13 protein-coding genes and 1 pseudogene are annotated in these 14646 nt (G+C 73.5%); 5 read left to right on the top strand and 9 right to left on the bottom strand.

All coding sequences use genetic code 11. The features are described from left to right. Nucleotides 1-34 precede the first annotated feature (34 nt). The 3 genes from ACEPPI_RS06855 to lanL all read right to left on the bottom strand — a co-directional run bounded on the left by ACEPPI_RS06855 (nucleotide 35) and on the right by lanL (nucleotide 4279). A complete protein-coding gene (locus ACEPPI_RS06855; protein WP_373914330.1) occupies nucleotides 35-1147 on the bottom strand; it encodes an ATP-binding cassette domain-containing protein in 1113 nt (370 codons plus the stop codon). A gap of 260 nt (nucleotides 1148-1407) precedes the next feature. Continuing rightward, nucleotides 1408-1563, bottom strand: coding sequence for a VenA family class IV lanthipeptide (locus ACEPPI_RS06850; protein ID WP_356220958.1), 156 nt, complete (start codon nucleotides 1561-1563; stop codon nucleotides 1408-1410). Nucleotides 1564-1606: 43 nt separating this feature from the next. Further along, complete coding sequence (lanL, locus tag ACEPPI_RS06845) at nucleotides 1607-4279, bottom strand: class IV lanthionine synthetase LanL (protein ID WP_373914329.1); 2673 nt, start codon at nucleotides 4277-4279, stop codon at nucleotides 1607-1609. Nucleotides 4280-5444: 1165 nt separating this feature from the next. On the opposite strand from lanL, the gene ACEPPI_RS06840 reads away from it, so the two are divergent. After that, nucleotides 5445-6284 (top strand): patatin-like phospholipase family protein, encoded by an 840-nt coding sequence (locus tag ACEPPI_RS06840; RefSeq protein ID WP_373914328.1) that lies wholly within the window; start codon nucleotides 5445-5447, stop codon nucleotides 6282-6284. A gap of 365 nt (nucleotides 6285-6649) precedes the next feature. Here ACEPPI_RS06840 and ACEPPI_RS06835 read toward each other — a convergent pair whose 3' ends face one another. The 3 genes from ACEPPI_RS06835 to ACEPPI_RS06825 all read right to left on the bottom strand — a co-directional run bounded on the left by ACEPPI_RS06835 (nucleotide 6650) and on the right by ACEPPI_RS06825 (nucleotide 8816). Then, on the bottom strand, nucleotides 6650-7522 hold the full coding sequence (locus tag ACEPPI_RS06835) for an NmrA family NAD(P)-binding protein (protein ID WP_373914327.1): 873 nt from the start codon (nucleotides 7520-7522) through the stop codon (nucleotides 6650-6652). A 144-nt stretch (nucleotides 7523-7666) separates the two neighbouring features. Next, nucleotides 7667-8140, bottom strand: coding sequence for a hypothetical protein (locus ACEPPI_RS06830; RefSeq protein ID WP_373914326.1), 474 nt, complete (start codon nucleotides 8138-8140; stop codon nucleotides 7667-7669). Nucleotides 8141-8297: 157 nt separating this feature from the next. Continuing rightward, entirely contained in the window at nucleotides 8298-8816 is a 519-nt protein-coding gene (locus tag ACEPPI_RS06825; RefSeq protein ID WP_373914325.1) for a MarR family winged helix-turn-helix transcriptional regulator, read from the bottom strand. A 117-nt stretch (nucleotides 8817-8933) separates the two neighbouring features. Here ACEPPI_RS06825 and ACEPPI_RS06820 point away from each other — a divergent pair, with 117 nt between their 5' ends. Further along, nucleotides 8934-9476 (top strand): NUDIX domain-containing protein, encoded by a 543-nt coding sequence (locus ACEPPI_RS06820; protein ID WP_373914324.1) that lies wholly within the window; start codon nucleotides 8934-8936, stop codon nucleotides 9474-9476. Nucleotides 9477-9548: 72 nt separating this feature from the next. Here the strand turns inward: ACEPPI_RS06820 and ACEPPI_RS06815 are convergent, their stop codons facing one another. Beyond that, nucleotides 9549-10037 carry a hypothetical protein gene (locus tag ACEPPI_RS06815; RefSeq protein ID WP_373914323.1) on the bottom strand — a complete coding sequence of 163 codons (489 nt, stop codon included), beginning with the start codon at nucleotides 10035-10037 and terminating at the stop codon, nucleotides 9549-9551. A 180-nt stretch (nucleotides 10038-10217) separates the two neighbouring features. Here ACEPPI_RS06815 and ACEPPI_RS06810 point away from each other — a divergent pair, with 180 nt between their 5' ends. Further along, nucleotides 10218-11390: a glycosyltransferase gene (locus tag ACEPPI_RS06810; RefSeq protein WP_373914322.1), complete on the top strand. Its 1173-nt coding sequence runs from the start codon at nucleotides 10218-10220 to the stop codon at nucleotides 11388-11390. A 116-nt stretch (nucleotides 11391-11506) separates the two neighbouring features. Here ACEPPI_RS06810 and ACEPPI_RS06805 read toward each other — a convergent pair. Then, nucleotides 11507-11970: pseudogene (locus ACEPPI_RS06805) on the bottom strand (sterol carrier protein domain-containing protein); the annotation flags it as partial. Between ACEPPI_RS06805 and ACEPPI_RS06800 the strand changes: the two are divergent. Together ACEPPI_RS06800 and ACEPPI_RS06795 are read left to right on the top strand one after the other, a co-directional pair. Next, the gene (locus ACEPPI_RS06800) at nucleotides 11914-12345 is read left to right on the top strand and encodes an SIS domain-containing protein (RefSeq protein ID WP_373914391.1); all 432 of its coding nucleotides are present in this window, start codon (nucleotides 11914-11916) and stop codon (nucleotides 12343-12345) included. The pseudogene ACEPPI_RS06805 and the gene ACEPPI_RS06800 sit on opposite strands and share 57 nt — an antisense overlap. Nucleotides 12346-12389: 44 nt before the next feature. Beyond that, entirely contained in the window at nucleotides 12390-13337 is a 948-nt protein-coding gene (locus ACEPPI_RS06795; protein ID WP_373914321.1) for an N-acetylglucosamine kinase, read from the top strand. Nucleotides 13338-13473: 136 nt separating this feature from the next. Here the strand turns inward: ACEPPI_RS06795 and ACEPPI_RS06790 are convergent, their stop codons facing one another. Then, on the bottom strand, nucleotides 13474-14586 hold the full coding sequence (locus ACEPPI_RS06790; protein WP_373914320.1) for an ABC transporter substrate-binding protein: 1113 nt from the start codon (nucleotides 14584-14586) through the stop codon (nucleotides 13474-13476). Between the last annotated feature and the right edge of the window lie 60 nt (nucleotides 14587-14646).

Raw genomic sequence — 14646 nt, 5'->3', positions numbered from 1 at the left:
TCCGGGGCTCCGGGCTTCTTGAGGGCGGGTGTGGTCACGGGCTCCCCCCGGTCGTCGCCGTGGTTCCGGTCGGCTGGGTGGTGGCGGGCGTCGGGTGGGGGCGTGCGGTGTGGATGCTGCGGCCGGTGTGGTGGAAGAAGACGTCGTCGAGCGTCGGCGGGGTCGCGGAGGCGGCCCGGACGGGGATGCCGTGGGCTTCCAGGGCCGCGCACAGGCGGGGGATCCAGGAGCTGCCGCCCGGCACGCGCAGGCTGATCCCGTCGGCGTCGAGGGTCGTGACGGTGCCCGGCGGGGCGGTCCGGCGCACGACGTGGTGCCCGGCCGGGTCGTCGCTGGTGCGCAGTACCACCCGGTCGTCGCCGATCGCGGCCTTGAGCGCGAGGGGGGTGCCCTGTGCCACCAGGCGGCCGCCGTCGATGATGGCGAGGCGATCGCAGTTCTCCGCCTCTTCCAGGTAGTGGGTGGTGACGAAGAGCGTGGTGCCCTGCCGGTCGCGCAGTGCGCGCAGGTGTTCCCAGACCTGGGCGCGGGCGTGGGGGTCGAGTCCGGTGGTCGGCTCGTCGAGGAACAGGATCCGGGGCTCGTGCAGCAGGCCGCGGGCGAGCTCCAGGCGTCGGCGCATGCCGCCGGAGAGGGTGCGTACCGGGGAGCGTCGCCGGTCGGTGAGGCCGACCGCCTCCAGTGTCTCGGTGGCGCGGCGGCGGGCGTGGCGGCGGCTCATCCCGTAGAGACGTGCGTGGATGTGCAGGTTCTGTTCCGCCGTCAGGTCGGTGTCCAGGGCGCTGTGCTGGAAGAGCATGCCGACCTGTCGCCGCACCTGGTCCGGTTGGCCGAGCACGTCGGCGCCGGCCACCGTGGCCTCTCCGGCGGTGGGGCGGGCGAGGGCGCACAGCAGGGCGATGGTGGTGGACTTCCCCGCGCCGTTGGGGCCGAGGAAGGCGAAGGTTTCGCCTTGACGGACGTCCAGGTCCAGGCCGCGAACGGCGTGGGTGGTGGTGCCGTCCGGGCCCGGGTAGCTCTTGACCAGACCGCGTGTGCTGATGGCGTTCGCCGGCTCGGGCGCGGCCCCCGTGGCGTGCGGGCTCGTGAGGGCGGCCGGCGGGAGGGTTGCCTGGGCGGGGGCGTCGCCGCCGGCGTGTGGCTGCATGGTCGGGTCCTCGTCTGCGGGTTTCGTCTGCGGACTCGGGCGTGGGGCGGTGGAGGGGCCCCGCTCCGGACGGCGGCGCCGTGGGACAGCCGCCGGCCGGAGGTTCCTGGGGCCCGTTTCGTCTTGCCCGTTCGGGTGTCGACCGGGAGGGAGCACGGGGTACTCCCTCCCGGCAGGGCCGGTGTTCAGCGCCTCGGCGACGAGACCGCCGTTTTCCTGCGTGCTGGGCGGTACCGGAGCCGAAGGGGCTTGGCGCCTGGTCAGTTACAGCTGATGCCCACACAGACGGTGTTGAGCAGCGTCAGCAGGCCGACGCACTCGCAGGTGTTGGCGAACGCCACACCGTCGGCGCCGACCGGGTCGGTCTCCGGAAGGGCGTGCAGGTGAGCCAGCAGTTCGAGGTCGCGGTTCTCCATGGCTTTCTCCTTCTCTGTGGGATGGCGGCAGGTTCCCTGCCGCTCAACCCGGCTGCTGGATCATCCAGAGCCGGGAGTCTGTGTGGCGGGTCCGCAGGAGGAACGCCAGGATTCCCGCGGATCCGTCGCTCCAGCCCGTCGAGACGTCCCCGTACTCGTTGGGGAAGACGACGTGGCCGTCGCGGTGGGCCCGTTCGGCGACGATGAGGCGGGCCAGGTCCTCGGCCGACGTGTGGTGGGCGGGATCCCCCGTGGCCGTGGCCATGTCGAGGAGGAAGTCGCCGTTGCCCGCCAGTCCGTGGCATTGGGTGAGGGGTGCGCGGGACGCCCGTTCCACGACGGCGCGTGCGGCGTGGCGGGCGAGGTCGCCGAACCGGTCGTCCCCGGTGGTCTGCCACAGCCGGACCAGGAAGGAGCCGATTCCCGCCGAACCGTGGCACCAGTAGGGGGCCGTGGGCACGTCTGCGGCCTGGGCCGGCCACTGGGCCGTCTCGCCGACCATGATGGCGGTGGCCACCAGCTCCTCCCCCGCCGCCATGGCCAGGTCGAGGTGTTCCCGGCGGTTCGTGACGGCCGCGGCGGCGAGTAGGAAACATCCGATGCCGGACGTTCCGTGGGCGAAGCCGAGGTAGCGTTTGCCGGCTTCCTTGGAGACGGCTTCCGCGGGGATCGGCCAGCTCACGCCGGACGGCTCGGGCCGTGCGGCGGCGGCCAGCCGGTCGGCCGCGTCGGCGACGAGTGCGGCGAGGCGCGGGTCGCCGGTGCGGTGCCACAGGTGGGCGGCGGCGAGTCCGCTGCCCGCGGAGCCGTGGGTGACGTCGTGACTGGGCGTCGGCTCCTGCGGAGCCAGGGCCAGGGCCAGGGCGTGGTCCATGAGGGCGCGGTCGTCGACGGCGCGTCCGGCGTCGTACAGGGCCCAGGCGGTCCCCCGGCCGCCGAAGTGCAGGCCGGGGCGCGTGGAGCGGGTTTCGGTCCGGGCGGCGATCCAGTGGCCCGCGGTGGCTATCCGTTCCGGCAGGCGCGGATCTCCGGTGAGCTCGAAGTACCGGGTCAGGACCGCCAGGACACCGGCCGCGCCCTGCTGCACGGTACAGGGGTCGGTCTCCCCCGCCATGGTGGAAACGGGCCACAGCCGCCGCTCGTCCCGGGGGGTCATCGAATCGAGGAGGTGGTCCACGATCCCGGCGATCGAGGCCGCCGTCGCGTCGCGCCCGGGGTCCTTGTCCGTCGGCCCGGCGGCGGGGTGCCCGGGGAGCGGCCTCCCGGTGCGGCGCAGGGCCGTACGCGCTCTGGCCGGGTCCCAGCGCTCGGCCGGATCGTCCTTCATCAGCCCGACGATCATCTCGGGCAAGCCGTCCGGCAGGCGGAGCGTACGTCCGCAGACGACCAGCCACTCGGCGAGCCGCTGCTCCGCGGATCTGGTGGCGGGCTCCTCTGGCAGCAGGTTGGGTACCTTCCCGGCGAGGACGAAGCACACGGTGGCGCCGAGGCTGTAGTAGTCGGCGGTCGGGGAGACGGGTGCGTCCGCCAGCCGCTCGGGGGCGCTGAAGCCGGGGGTTCCCACCGTCGTCGGGAGGGCGTCGTCGTCCTTCAGGACGGCGAGTTCGAGGTCGATGAGGCGCAGTTCACCGTCCGGCCGGACCATGATGTTGCCGGGTGTGAAGTCCCGCAGGACGCACCCGCACGCGTGCGCCGCGGCGAGGAGGTCCACCAGGCGCCCGGCCTGGGCCAGGGCGTCGGTGCGGTAGCGCTCGCTGCCGACGTCGCGGAAGTGCTCGGCGACCCAGTTCCGCAAGGGGACGCCCGGTATCTCCTCCTGCGCGAGGAACAGGTGTCCGCCGTGCTCGAACATCGCGAGGGGCTCCGGTGCCAGGCCGCTGCCGGTGAGGCTCTCCAGTGTCCGGGCCTCGGCGCGCAGCCAGTCGCGTACGTCGCGGCCGGACGCGTCGGCCTCCACGTGCGGCCGCGCCTCCTTGATGACGACGGGTGCGCCCGTGGTGGCGTCCGTCCCCCGGTAGACGCCGCCCTTGTTCGTGTGGCGTATCGCCTCCCGGACCGAGAAGCGTCCGCCGAGCAGCACCGGGGCCGTCGCCGCCTTCTCCGTGCGCGGTGGGGCCGGTACCGATGCGGGGAAGGGGCTGACCGCCCAGGAAGGCGGGGAGTACTGACCGGTGCGCATGTCCTCCACGGGGTTGCCGTCGGGGTCCTCGATGAACCACACGAGCAGTCCCTCGTCGGACAGCCTCCGCCGGCCTACGAAGGCGCCGTAGCGGTAGTGCACCAGGCTGTTCGCGGCGTAGGGCTGGTCCGACAGGATCCGGGGGCCGGCCAGCCCCGCCGTGACCTGGTGCAGTTCCAGCGCGATCCGGGCCGCGTCGGTGTCGGAGCGCGGGTAGACGGTGATGAACTTTCCCGAGCTTCCCCGTGGCGTGGCGCGGGAGTTGAGTGCGCTCACCTGCTCCAGGGACCGGGCGAACTTGAACGCCGAGTGCTCCCGCAGCAGTACGTCCAGGGCCTTCGCGAGGACCGCCGGTGCGGAGGCGGACGTCGCCGACACGTGCAGCTTCCAGCCCTGCTGGTGCTGCGTCGCGGACAGGGGCGTGAGGCGGCACCACATCTCGTCCGCGTCGGTGCTCCAACGCGCGCCTTCACCGGTGGCGTCCAGCGCCCGGCGGAGCAGATCTTCGAGGTCGACTTCGGTTGCGTGGCTCGTCATGCCTGTCCCTCTCAACGGCGAGGACCGCTGGTTGGAATATGCCTTCGGTAAGAAGAAACGTATAGCCGTGGCCCGATGGACGTCAGTCGGTTCGGCGAGCGCACGGTGTCGTTGTGCTGCCGGATGGTGTCAACCGGCGCAGAAAAGAAGTACGCGGGAGCGTATGGGGTGGCGATACTCCCCGCACCCCCGGCAGTGCACCGAAAATAAATCCGACTCCGGGGGATGAAAACAGCCGGGGTTTATTCATCCTGAATTCTCCATGGACCGCAAGGGCTACGAATGTGAAATCCGGGCCGACCGTGAACGAACACACCATTCCCCGCACCGCCATCAAGGTCTTCAAGCTCGACGGCGGCCGGCACCCGCCTTTGGCTCCCCCACCAGGTAGTCCTCGGTTTCGATCCGAGCGCCACATTCAACACGAGAGGTTTTTCCGGTTGCGCTGAACGCTATCTGCGCGGCACTTACGCCGTACAGCTTTCCCCCCACTCCGCCCGCAGTAAAGGTCCGATCCCGCCACGACTCCTACCTGCTACGGGACAGGGTTCGGCCTGTCATCGTGATGCGCGATCACGCCCCTGAACTGCACCCCACCATGAATGTTGAAGAATTAACGACTTCCGAACTGATGCTCGGGATCGACTCAAAAGCAAACTGGGGTTCCCCTGCCGGCATGAACACCCGGACGCCGGTAAATGTGAGCCGAGGGAATGCAGCGCCGGGTGGGAAGCGAGTAAACGGAGCGGCACGTGGCGGAGTTCCGGCGGGACCCGGTCCCGTCGGCCGATCCCGCGGGGCGGTCCATCGCGGACGGCGGATGTCGGCGCTCACGCCGGGCGGCCCCGGCGGCCGTGACGGGGACCCGGACGGGAGGGGACCCGGCCCGGTTCGACGTCCACGAGGGGGCCGCGGGCAAGGGGGCGGCCGGGGCGTCGGCGCGCAGCGCGTCGGCCAGGGCCTCGCGGGCGGCCTCGACGAGCCGTTGACGGTCGCGTCGCGCGTCTCGCCGTACGGGCAACGGCCATCGCCGCTCCCCCTTTCATCCAGTTCATCCAGGCGGCAACCAGGGAACGAACCGGGGAGTATTCCCCGATTAGCTGCTATCGTTGACCCCGGAAACGGGGAACGCTCCCTGGTTAGCCTCCCGGGAGGGACGCGGACGATGACGGACACGGCTTTGGTACTGGGCGGCGGCGGAGCGGTCGGGCTCGCCTGGACCGTCGGGATGCTGGCGGGCCTGGCCGAAGCGGGCCTGGACCTCTCCGGCGCCGACGTGACGATCGGCACCTCGGCGGGCTCGGTGGTCGGCGCCCGGCTCGCCTCGGGCGTGACGGCCGAGGAGATGTACGAGGAGAACCTCGCCGGGACCCCCGAGCTCGACGTCACCGTCACCCTGGGCCAGACCGCCCGCTTCCTGTGGGCCGCGCTCGGGTCGCGTGACCCGGAACGCTCCGTTCAGCGCCTCGGCCGGGCCGCGCTGGCCGCCCGCACCGCCCCCGAGTCGGCCGTCCACGACGCGGTCGCCACGCTCCTGGAGGGCGTACGGGAATGGCCCGCCCGCGGCCTGCGCCTGGCTGCCGTCGACGCCCGGTCCGGAGCCCTGGAGGTCTTCGACGCGGCCTCGGGCGTCACCCTCCCCGAAGCCGTGGCGGCGAGCTGCGCGGTACCTCTGGTCTGGCCGCCGGTATCGGTGGCCGGCCGCCGCTGGATGGACGGCGGCAGCCGTTCGACGGCCAACGTCCAGCTCGCCCGCGGCCATCGGCGGGTCGTCGCCATCGCCCCGATCCCGAAGGCGGTCGGTCCGCACCCGAGCACGGCCGAACAGGGCGCGGAACTCGCCGCGGGCGGAGCCTCGGTGGCCGTCCTCACCCCCGACCGCGCCTCGCGCGCGGCGTTCGGCCGCAACATGCTCGACCAGAGCCGCCGGGCCGCCGCAGCCCGCGCGGGCCGCGTCCAGGCCGCCTCGTACGTGGACACCGTACGCACGGTCTGGAAGCCCTGAGCCGACCGACCGACCGACCGGCACCGCCGCCGGCCGGGCACGAGACCGAGGCCGAGGCGGCGGAGCGGGGCCGGCGCGTGACGCTGTGTGCGGCGGCGTGCTGAACCCCTACCCGCACCCCCGGGGCCGGCGTTCGGCGGCCGGGCGACCGGCCGGGCTCGGAGTGACCGTGGTCGACGGCCCCGGCACCGGGGTGACGGGCCTGACCTGCGATGCCGTGCGGCTCGCCGAAGCCCCGGCAGCCGTCGATCGGGCGGCCCGGCCGCAGGAGCGGTGTCGGGCTTCGCTGACACATCGGCTCGGCGGCGGGCCCGATGGTCTTCCCGTGTCCGCAGCACGTCAACGTCCGTCACCGCGTGCCGGGTTCACGAGCGCTGCAGGAAATGCGCGCGGTGTTCCCGAAGGAAGGCGTCGAGGGTGCGGGGCGGGCGGCCGAGGATGTCGGCGACCGTACCGGTGGGGGTTTCGGGACGGGTCACGGCGAGCTGCTGGATCTCCGTCACGTGGTCGGCCAGCCAGGTGGGCATGTGGGCGTGGCGGATGAGTTCGTCTCGCATTTCGTCCCGGGTGAGGTGCACGTAGTCGATTTGACTGTCGGTCAGGACGGTGAGTCGCGCGGCGAGTTCGGGATAGGTGACGGCCTCGGGTCCGGTCAGGATGTAGGTGCCGCCTGCGATGTCCGGCCTGGTGAGGGCGGCTGCGGCGATGTCGCCGATGTCGCGGCAGTCGATGTGGTTGCAGGGTGCGCCGCCCGTCGTGCCGAGGATGACGCCCCGGGCGACGGTGGGGGCCAGGCGCAGGAGGTTCTGCATGAACGCGTAGGGGCGCAGGATGGTGTGGGCGAGACCGCTGCCGCGCAGGTGTTCCTCGACGGCGTGGTGTCCGCGGGAGACGGCGACCGGGGAATCGGGTTCGGCGGCGGGTGCGGAGATCTTGACGATGTGTCCTATGCCGGCCCGGGTGGCGGTGTCGATGGCGCGGGTTTCGAGTTCCACCTGTGCGGGGCCGTTGGCCATGGCGAGGAAGAGCTGGTCGGCGCCCTCGAAGGCGGTGCGCAGGGAACGGGGGTCGCCTGCGTCGGCGTACTGGACCTCGACGGGCGGTTGGTGGGCACCGGTGATCCCGGGGATCGGCCTGTGCGGAGTGCGGGTCAGTGCGCGGACGGGTGCGCCGAGTGCGAGGAGGCGGTGGAGCAGGGCGTTGCCGGTCGCTCCGGTGGCTCCCATGACGACGATCATCGTGTGCTCATTCCTGTGCGGCTTCCCGGCGGCGGATGCGGCCGGGGTGGGTTGGTCGGGGTGGGTTCGGTCGGGGTGGGTTCGGTCGGGCTTGGCCGGGATCGGACTCGTGCGGCGGCCGGGCCGCGGTACCGCTGAGGCGGGCTATGCCGGGGAGGCCGCGGTGGTGCCGCGCCAGCGCAGGGTGACGATGGTGGTGGCGAGGGCCGCCGAGGCGGGCAGGTCGATGCGCAGGCGCTCCAGCCACGGGCCGGCGGGGAGCGGGGTGTGGGCGGGCAGCCATTGGGCGGCGAACCAACCCAGCGGGGCCGCCGCACCGACGGCGGCGAGGGCGAGCCCCACCGTCAGGACGATGCGCGGCACGGTGGTGGTCCACCGTCGGGGCCGCCCTCCGTGCCGCAGCCAGGCACCGACCAGGAAGGCCACGACGGCGGAGGTGCCTGCGATGGAGGTGCAGGCGGCCACGGCCAAGTCCCGTTGCCCGGTGACGACTCCGGCGGTACCGGCCGTCAGCGCGGGGGCGGCGTAGGCGGTCAGCACCTCTCGCCACAGGGTGAACGGCCGGGCCGGCCGGGAGGCTGCCCGGATTCCGCGGGTTCTGTCGTTCGTTGCGGGCATGCCGGCCTCTTTCTCGTTCGTGTGAGGGAAGCGAAGGGTCGCGGCGGGGCCTTCGGGATCCGCGTGCCACGCCCCGTCAAGATAATTAGGCAGCTAACTATTGCGCCGTAAAAGAGGTCCCGCCGGAGGGCGGGACCAAGCCCCGATGCGAGTCGGGTCAGTCTGCGAACAGGGCCGCACTGCCGCGCACGACGCGGGACAGCAGGTCAAGGAACACCGCACGCTCTTCGCCGGAGAGCCCGCCCACCATCGCCTCGAGCCGCCCGAAATGCTCGGACGCCATGTCGCGCAGGCGCTGCGCCCCGCGCGCGGTCAGGACGGCCACCGTGCCCCGTCCGTCCTCCGTGGACGGGCGACGGGCGATCAGACCCTCGCGCTCAAGGCCGTCCAGCAGGCCGGTGACCGTGGCCCGGGAGACGTCGAGGTCGGCCGCGAGGCGCGAGGGGGTCTTCTCGCCGCCGTGGTCTTCGAGGTCGGCGAGCAGTCGGTAGCGCCCCGTCGACAGGCCGAACCGGGCAAAGTGCACCTCGGCCGCCCGGCCGACCCTCGCACCCGCCGAGATCAGCCGTACCGCGACCAGCACCGCCTGCGGATCGACCTCCAGGCCGTAGTGCTCGACCTGCCGCCTGGCCTGGTCCAGCGTGGGCGCCTCACCGTCGGTTCCGTCCCTCGTCATGCAAGTAATATGGCGCCTAATCACTTGGGCTGTCAAGGCACCTCGATCTACAACCCTGCGGTCGCCCCACGGGAAGGGCCGAGCGCTCCGCCCGGTCGGCACCGCGATACTGGCGCCATGGCCAACACTCCCGACACCCCCGCGACCCCCTTCTCCCGGATCAAGGTCCGCGCCGGGGCCGTCGTCTTCTGCGGCGACGACATCGCGCTCATCCGGCGGGAGCGTGCCGGATCCGTCCACTACACCCCTCCCGGCGGCAACGTCGAGGACGGCGAAGACTTCCAGCGGGCCCTGCGGCGGGAGCTCGGCGAAGAGCTCGAACTCGACGTGGACCAGGCGGAGGGCGGTGACCTCATGTGGGTCGTCGACCAACGCGTCACCCGCCCGGGCCCCACCCCGTCCCCGCGCAAGATCCACTTGATCTACCGCCTCCACATCACCCCCGAGGTCCGTGCCCGCCTCGCCACGCACGAGCTGGACGAACTGCCCGACGGAGGCCACGAGATCGGCGTCATCGAGTGGGTCCCCTACCGCGACGCCGCCCTGCTGCCGGTCTTCCCGCCCATCGGGCCCGCGCTCGCCGCCCTGGACCACCCCCGCGCACCGGTCTCCAACCCCGCCCTGGACGCCGTGACGGACGCGAATTACACCTGGGTCTGAATCCCCCGCCGGCGAGCGCGCCCCCATCGCGGGGCGGCCCCGGCGTGGCCCGGTCCCCGGGCCGCTGCCGGGCTACGAACCCGAGCGGAGGCCCAGGGCGCCGTGCAGCACGATCCCGGCGGGAACGTCCTCACGGCCCGACGCCTCGCGGACCCGCTCCACCGGTCGCGCGCGGAGCTCCTGCGCCGGCTCGCCGAGCACGATGGCGCCGATCACGAGTTCCAGCACCAGGCAGTCGTACGCATCGTCCGTGCCGGTGTAGCGCTCCCCGTCACGCTCCACCACCGCCTCGGTCACCTGCCGGCCCCCGCCGTCGAGCGGAGCGAAGGTCGCTTCGAGGACCCCGTGGCCCGTCCGGCTCCGGTGCAGATGGACGACTTTCCCCTCGGCGAAGACGTTCCACTTCTCGTCCATGTCCCGGGCTACGCAGCCCAGCCGGATGAGCTCCCATTCCTCGTCCGACCAGATCCGGTACGGCAGGAGCGACAGCGGTCCGGGGACGACGATCGGCTGGAGACGGTCGGAAAACGAGGCGCGGGTCACGGGTTCGTCTTTCGGCACGGCGTGTTCCTGCGGACGGATCGGCGCCCGGGGACAGGGAATCACGCCCGCACGCCCACCCTTGCGAGGTGCCCCGGGGCGCGGCGTGACCGGCCGGGGGTCGCGCGTTCCGGCGGCTGCGCCGCGACGCCGCCCGACCCCCGGTCGTGGTCGCGGGCCGTCGAACAGTAGGGTGACCGGGTGGATACTCCCTCGCTCCCGCGTTCTTTCCGGCTGCTCGTGACGGGCGGCGGCACCGGCGGTCATACCTATCCGGCCCTGACTGCGGTACGGACCCTGCAAAGCCGTCTCGCAGCCGCGGGCGGCACCCTGGACGTCCTGTGGATCGGTACCCAGGACGGTCTTGAGGCGCGTGTCGCCCCGGCGGAGGGCATCGCCTTCAAGACGGTGGCCACGGGGAAGATCCGTCGCTCGTCGAACCCGCTGAAGATGCTGTCCGCCGCGAACGTGAAGGACATGGCCCGGGTGCCGCTCGGTGTGGCACAGGCCCGCGCGATCGTGTCCGAGTTCCAGCCCGACGTCGTCCTGGCGACCGGCGGTTACGTCGCGGTTCCGGCGGGTCTTGCCGCACGGCTCAACCGGCGCCCGCTGGTCCTGCACGAGCAGACGGTCCGGCTGGGCCTGGCCAACCGGAAGCTCGCGAGTTCGGCGACCCGGATCGCGGTGTCCTCGGAGTCGTCGCTGGCCCTGCTGCCCGCCGACGTGCGGGACCGGGCGGTCGTCACCGGCAACCCGGTGCGGCCGGAGGTGCTGTCCGGTCACCCGGACAAGGCGGTCGAGGCGCTGGCGCTGTACGGGTTCGACCGGCGGCTGCCCACGGTCTACGTCACCGGTGGCGCGCAGGGTGCCCAGCAGATCAACGGCGTCGTACGGGACCTGCTCCCCTGGCTGCTGACCTACGCGAACGTGATCCACCAGTGCGGCCCGGCGAACGTGGACGAACTGCGCACCGCCGCCGCTGCCCTCGACCCGGTCCTGGCCGGGCGGTACCACGTGACCGGCTTCGTCGGGCCGGAGCTGCCCGACGTACTGGCGCTGGCCGATGTGGTGCTGTCGCGGAGCGGGGCCGGCACGCTGGCGGAACTGACCGCGCTGGGCAAGCCGGCCGTGTTCGTGCCGCTGGCCACCTCCGCGGGGAACGAGCAGGCGCACAACGCCCAGCACCTGGCCGACGCGGGCGCGGCGGTCGCCCTGCTGGGCGAGGTCACGACGCAGGCCCTCGGGGACGCTCTGGGCCCGCTCCTGACCGACCCCGGTCGGCGCGCGGCGATGGCGGACCGGGCACGTGCGTACGGCAGGCCGGACGCCGCGGACCGGCTCGTGGACGTACTCCTGTCCGCTGCGAACGCCTGACCGGTTCCCCGCACCCGTTCCGGAACCCGGGGCGTGCCGGGAACCGGAATGACGGGCGGGCGGTCGCTTCCCGAGCCCCGCGCGCTCCCTGACGGGCCCCGGCGGCGGGTGCGCGGTCAGAACCAGTGGAGGCGGTGCGGGGTGCGCTCGGCGCGGAAGAGGGCGTCGGCGAGGACGGCCGCGTCCGGGTGATGGGCCCGGACGTGTCCGGCGCGCACGAGCGTGCTCGGGACGGTGCCTTCGAGGTGGACCGAGCCCAGACGCTCACGTCCAGGGACAGGTCGGGCTCCCGGTCCGTCGGGACGCAGTCCGCCTTGCCGTCCCGGACGGTGAGCAGGTAGCGGCTGCGCTCTCCGAGGAACGGGGCGTCGACGTCGAGGACGAGCCCGCCGTCCGTGAACCAGCCCCGTGCGGTCAGCGCACGCGGTACGTCCAGCAGCCTGACCCGGAGCCAGTCCGTGTCGTCGCTCACCCGGCCGGCCCGGAAGTCGGCGAGCTGCCAGCGGAGCGGATGCCGGGGGCAGTGTTTGAACACGACCTGGGTGACCAGGTCGTGGCCGAGCAGGAACCGGGCCAGGGCGACGTCCAGGCACACGCGGCGGCCGGCCTGGCAGGACTCGGCGTTCACGAGCTGGCGGACAGGACGGCGAGGAGCGCGGCCGTGGCGCGTAAGCGGTACGGGCGGCGCGGCGAGGCGGACCGGCCGCCCGGGACGGCGGGGCCGGCCGGCCGTCGTCCGGTCGCGCCGCGACTCTCGCACAGCGGCGGCACCCGCGAGCCCCGTGACGTCCTGGCGGAGGCCGCTTCCCGGGGCGCGACCACGATCGCCGTGACCGACACGCCCGCTTCGCCGTTCGCCGCGCACGCGGATCCGGTACTCGCCACCCGTGTGCGCGCCACCGGCCTCAGGCCGGAGGCGGTCCGGCCCTACCGTGGCGACGGCGGCGGGAGCTGACGGCCGGCAAGGCCGCCCACGCCCCTGGACGAGGGAGACGGGACATGACGCTGGTGCTGGGGATCGACGGCGGCGGCTCCACCCTGCGGGCGGCGGTCGCCGACGCGGACGGCGGGCCGCCGCCGACCACGTCGGCGGCGGGCGCGGGCAACGCCCGGAGCGTGCCGGAGGCGGTGCTCGCGGAGCGGCTGGCGCAGGTCGTCGCGGAGGTGCTGCCCCCGGGGCGGGCGGCGGACGTGCGCTGCGTGGTCGCGGGGTTCGCCGGGGCGGGGATCCCCGGGCGGGCGGGCGACGGCGGGCAGGACCTGGCCGGCCGGGCACTGTCCGCCGCCCTGCTCCGGCACGGAGTGACGGGGGCCCGCGTGCGCGTCGTGGCCGACTCCGAGGTCGCCTTCGCCGGCGCCCCGGGCACCCCACCGGACGGCCTCGTGGTCATCTCGGGCACGGGCGCGGCCGCTGCCCGGATGCGTGGCCACCGCCTCGCCGCGACCGCGGACGGCTGCGGGTGGCTGACCGGTGACGACGGGAGCGGCTTCTGGATCGCCCGTGAAGGCGTACGCCGTGCCCTGCGCGCCGCCGACGGGCGCGGGCCCGCGACACTGCTGGTCGACCGGCTGGCCGAGGCCTTCGGGGCGTCTGCCGCGGATCCCGCGTCGGTGCGCTTCGCCCTCGTCGACGGCGCCCTCGCCGGATCCGGCCCCGCCTCGCTGGCCCGGTACTGCCCGCTGGTGGTCGGGGCGGCCGTCGACGGGGACGCGGTGGCGGGCCGGATCCTCGACGAAGCCGCCGACCTGCTCGCCGAGAGCGCGCGGGCGCTGCGGCCCGGGCACGGCGAACCCCTGGTCGCGGCGGGAGGGTTGTTGGGACGGGAGGGACCGCTGCTGGAGCGTTTCGCCGACCGCGTGTCCCGGTGGGGACTGGTCCCGCATCCGGTGCGGGACGGGCTCGCGGGGGCGGTGGCGCTCGCCCGGATGTGCGCCCGGCAGCCGTAGCGCGACCGCTGTCCGTCGGGCCCGATCGACCGCCCTGTCCGTTCGGCCTCCGCCCCGCGCGGGCCCGGCGGTGATGGCCCGTCACCCGCCGGCCCGCGCGGGGGCCGGCGCCCCCGCCGGACCCCTCCGTCGTCGCTCAGCCGGTGTGGAGGATCCGGAAGCGCGCCGGCTGCGCCGGATCCCGGTCGACGACCTGGACCGGTGTCCGGGTCCATTGCCAGACGCTGATGTCCGGCGTGCGGGAGAACCGGATCCGCCCCCGGGTGCCCTCGACCGTGACGTGCGGCCAGGATTCCGCGATGCGCGCCCGGTCCGGGCCGTGGGAGCGCAGCACATCGGCGAGGACGGTGATCGTGTCGTAGCCCTCGAAGGCGACGAAGGAGGGCGCTTCGGCCAGCCGCTCGCGGAGGGCCTTCCCGACCCGTGCGCCGAGTGGGCCGAGGTGCTCGGGCAGGTAGCGCAGGAACGGGATCGCGGCGCCGGCGGAGCCCAGCAACGCCGCCCATTGCGAGAACTCCGGCTGCCCGGCCGGGGCGCCGATCAGGACGTCGGCGAGGCGCGGGTCGCGGCGGACGGACCGGACGATCGGCACGGCCGGCTCCGGGTGGCCGACCAGGAGCAGCAGGGCCGTCGCCCGGTGGTCGACGAGTGCGTCGCACACGGCCTCGGGGGCGAGCTCACGCATGTCGAGTTCGATGAGGGTTGCGCCGCGCGGAGCGATGTGGTCCCGCAGGATGCGGATGCCGGACTCCCAGTACACACTCGGATCGACCGCTACGGCGATGCGGCCGTGGCCGGCGGCGAGGAGGAAGTCCGCGTAGGTCCGCCAGCCGTGGGACTGCGGCGGGGCGAGGCGCGCGACCCATGGCGTCGGCTGTTCGGTGAGCGCGTCGAGGACCGCCGACGAGCAGAGGAACGGCAGGCCGAGGGCGTCGGCCCTGGCAGCGGCGGTGCGGGCGACGACGCTGTGGTACTCCCCCGCCACGGCGGCCACGCCCAGGCGGTCGAGTTCGTCGACGGCCGCCGCGGCCCTCTGCGGATCGGCCGCGGTGTCCCGGACCACCAGTTCCAGTGGGCTTCCGGAAATCCCGCCGGTGTCGTTGACCTCGCGCACGGCCAGTTCGAGTCCGGCGAGCAGATGCCGCCCCGCCTCGACCCAGCCGGGAGGGGTCAGCGGAACGAGGGCGCCTATGCGGACGGGGGGTCCGTCGGTCCGTACCGCCGCCGAAGGCGACGGGGGCATATTCATGTGTTGGTGTCTCCTGTGTGGCGATCCGGTCGAGGTGCGCCCGGATCGCAGAGTGGCGGG

It is taken from the genome of Streptomyces sp. AB3(2024) (assembly GCF_041862025.1).
GTDB lineage: Bacteria > Actinomycetota > Actinomycetes > Streptomycetales > Streptomycetaceae > Streptomyces.
This window is presented reverse-complemented; position numbering and strand designations above follow the sequence as displayed.

Excerpts from the sequence above, each read along its gene's own strand:
- ACEPPI_RS06850 (WP_356220958.1), bottom strand. The coding sequence starts at position 1,563 with ATGGAGAACCGCGACCTCGAACTGCTGGCTCACCTGCACGCCCTTCCG.
- ACEPPI_RS06825 (WP_373914325.1), bottom strand. The coding sequence starts at position 8,816 with ATGACGAGGGACGGAACCGACGGTGAGGCGCCCACGCTGGACCAGGCC.
- ACEPPI_RS06790 (WP_373914320.1), bottom strand. The coding sequence starts at position 14,586 with ATGAATATGCCCCCGTCGCCTTCGGCGGCGGTACGGACCGACGGACCC.
- ACEPPI_RS06855 (WP_373914330.1), bottom strand. The coding sequence starts at position 1,147 with ATGCAGCCACACGCCGGCGGCGACGCCCCCGCCCAGGCAACCCTCCCG.
- lanL (WP_373914329.1), bottom strand. The coding sequence starts at position 4,279 with ATGACGAGCCACGCAACCGAAGTCGACCTCGAAGATCTGCTCCGCCGG.
- ACEPPI_RS06820 (WP_373914324.1), top strand. The coding sequence starts at position 8,934 with ATGGCCAACACTCCCGACACCCCCGCGACCCCCTTCTCCCGGATCAAG.
- ACEPPI_RS06830 (WP_373914326.1), bottom strand. The coding sequence starts at position 8,140 with ATGCCCGCAACGAACGACAGAACCCGCGGAATCCGGGCAGCCTCCCGG.
- ACEPPI_RS06795 (WP_373914321.1), top strand. The coding sequence starts at position 12,390 with ATGACGCTGGTGCTGGGGATCGACGGCGGCGGCTCCACCCTGCGGGCG.
- ACEPPI_RS06835 (WP_373914327.1), bottom strand. The coding sequence starts at position 7,522 with ATGATCGTCGTCATGGGAGCCACCGGAGCGACCGGCAACGCCCTGCTC.
- ACEPPI_RS06840 (WP_373914328.1), top strand. The coding sequence starts at position 5,445 with ATGACGGACACGGCTTTGGTACTGGGCGGCGGCGGAGCGGTCGGGCTC.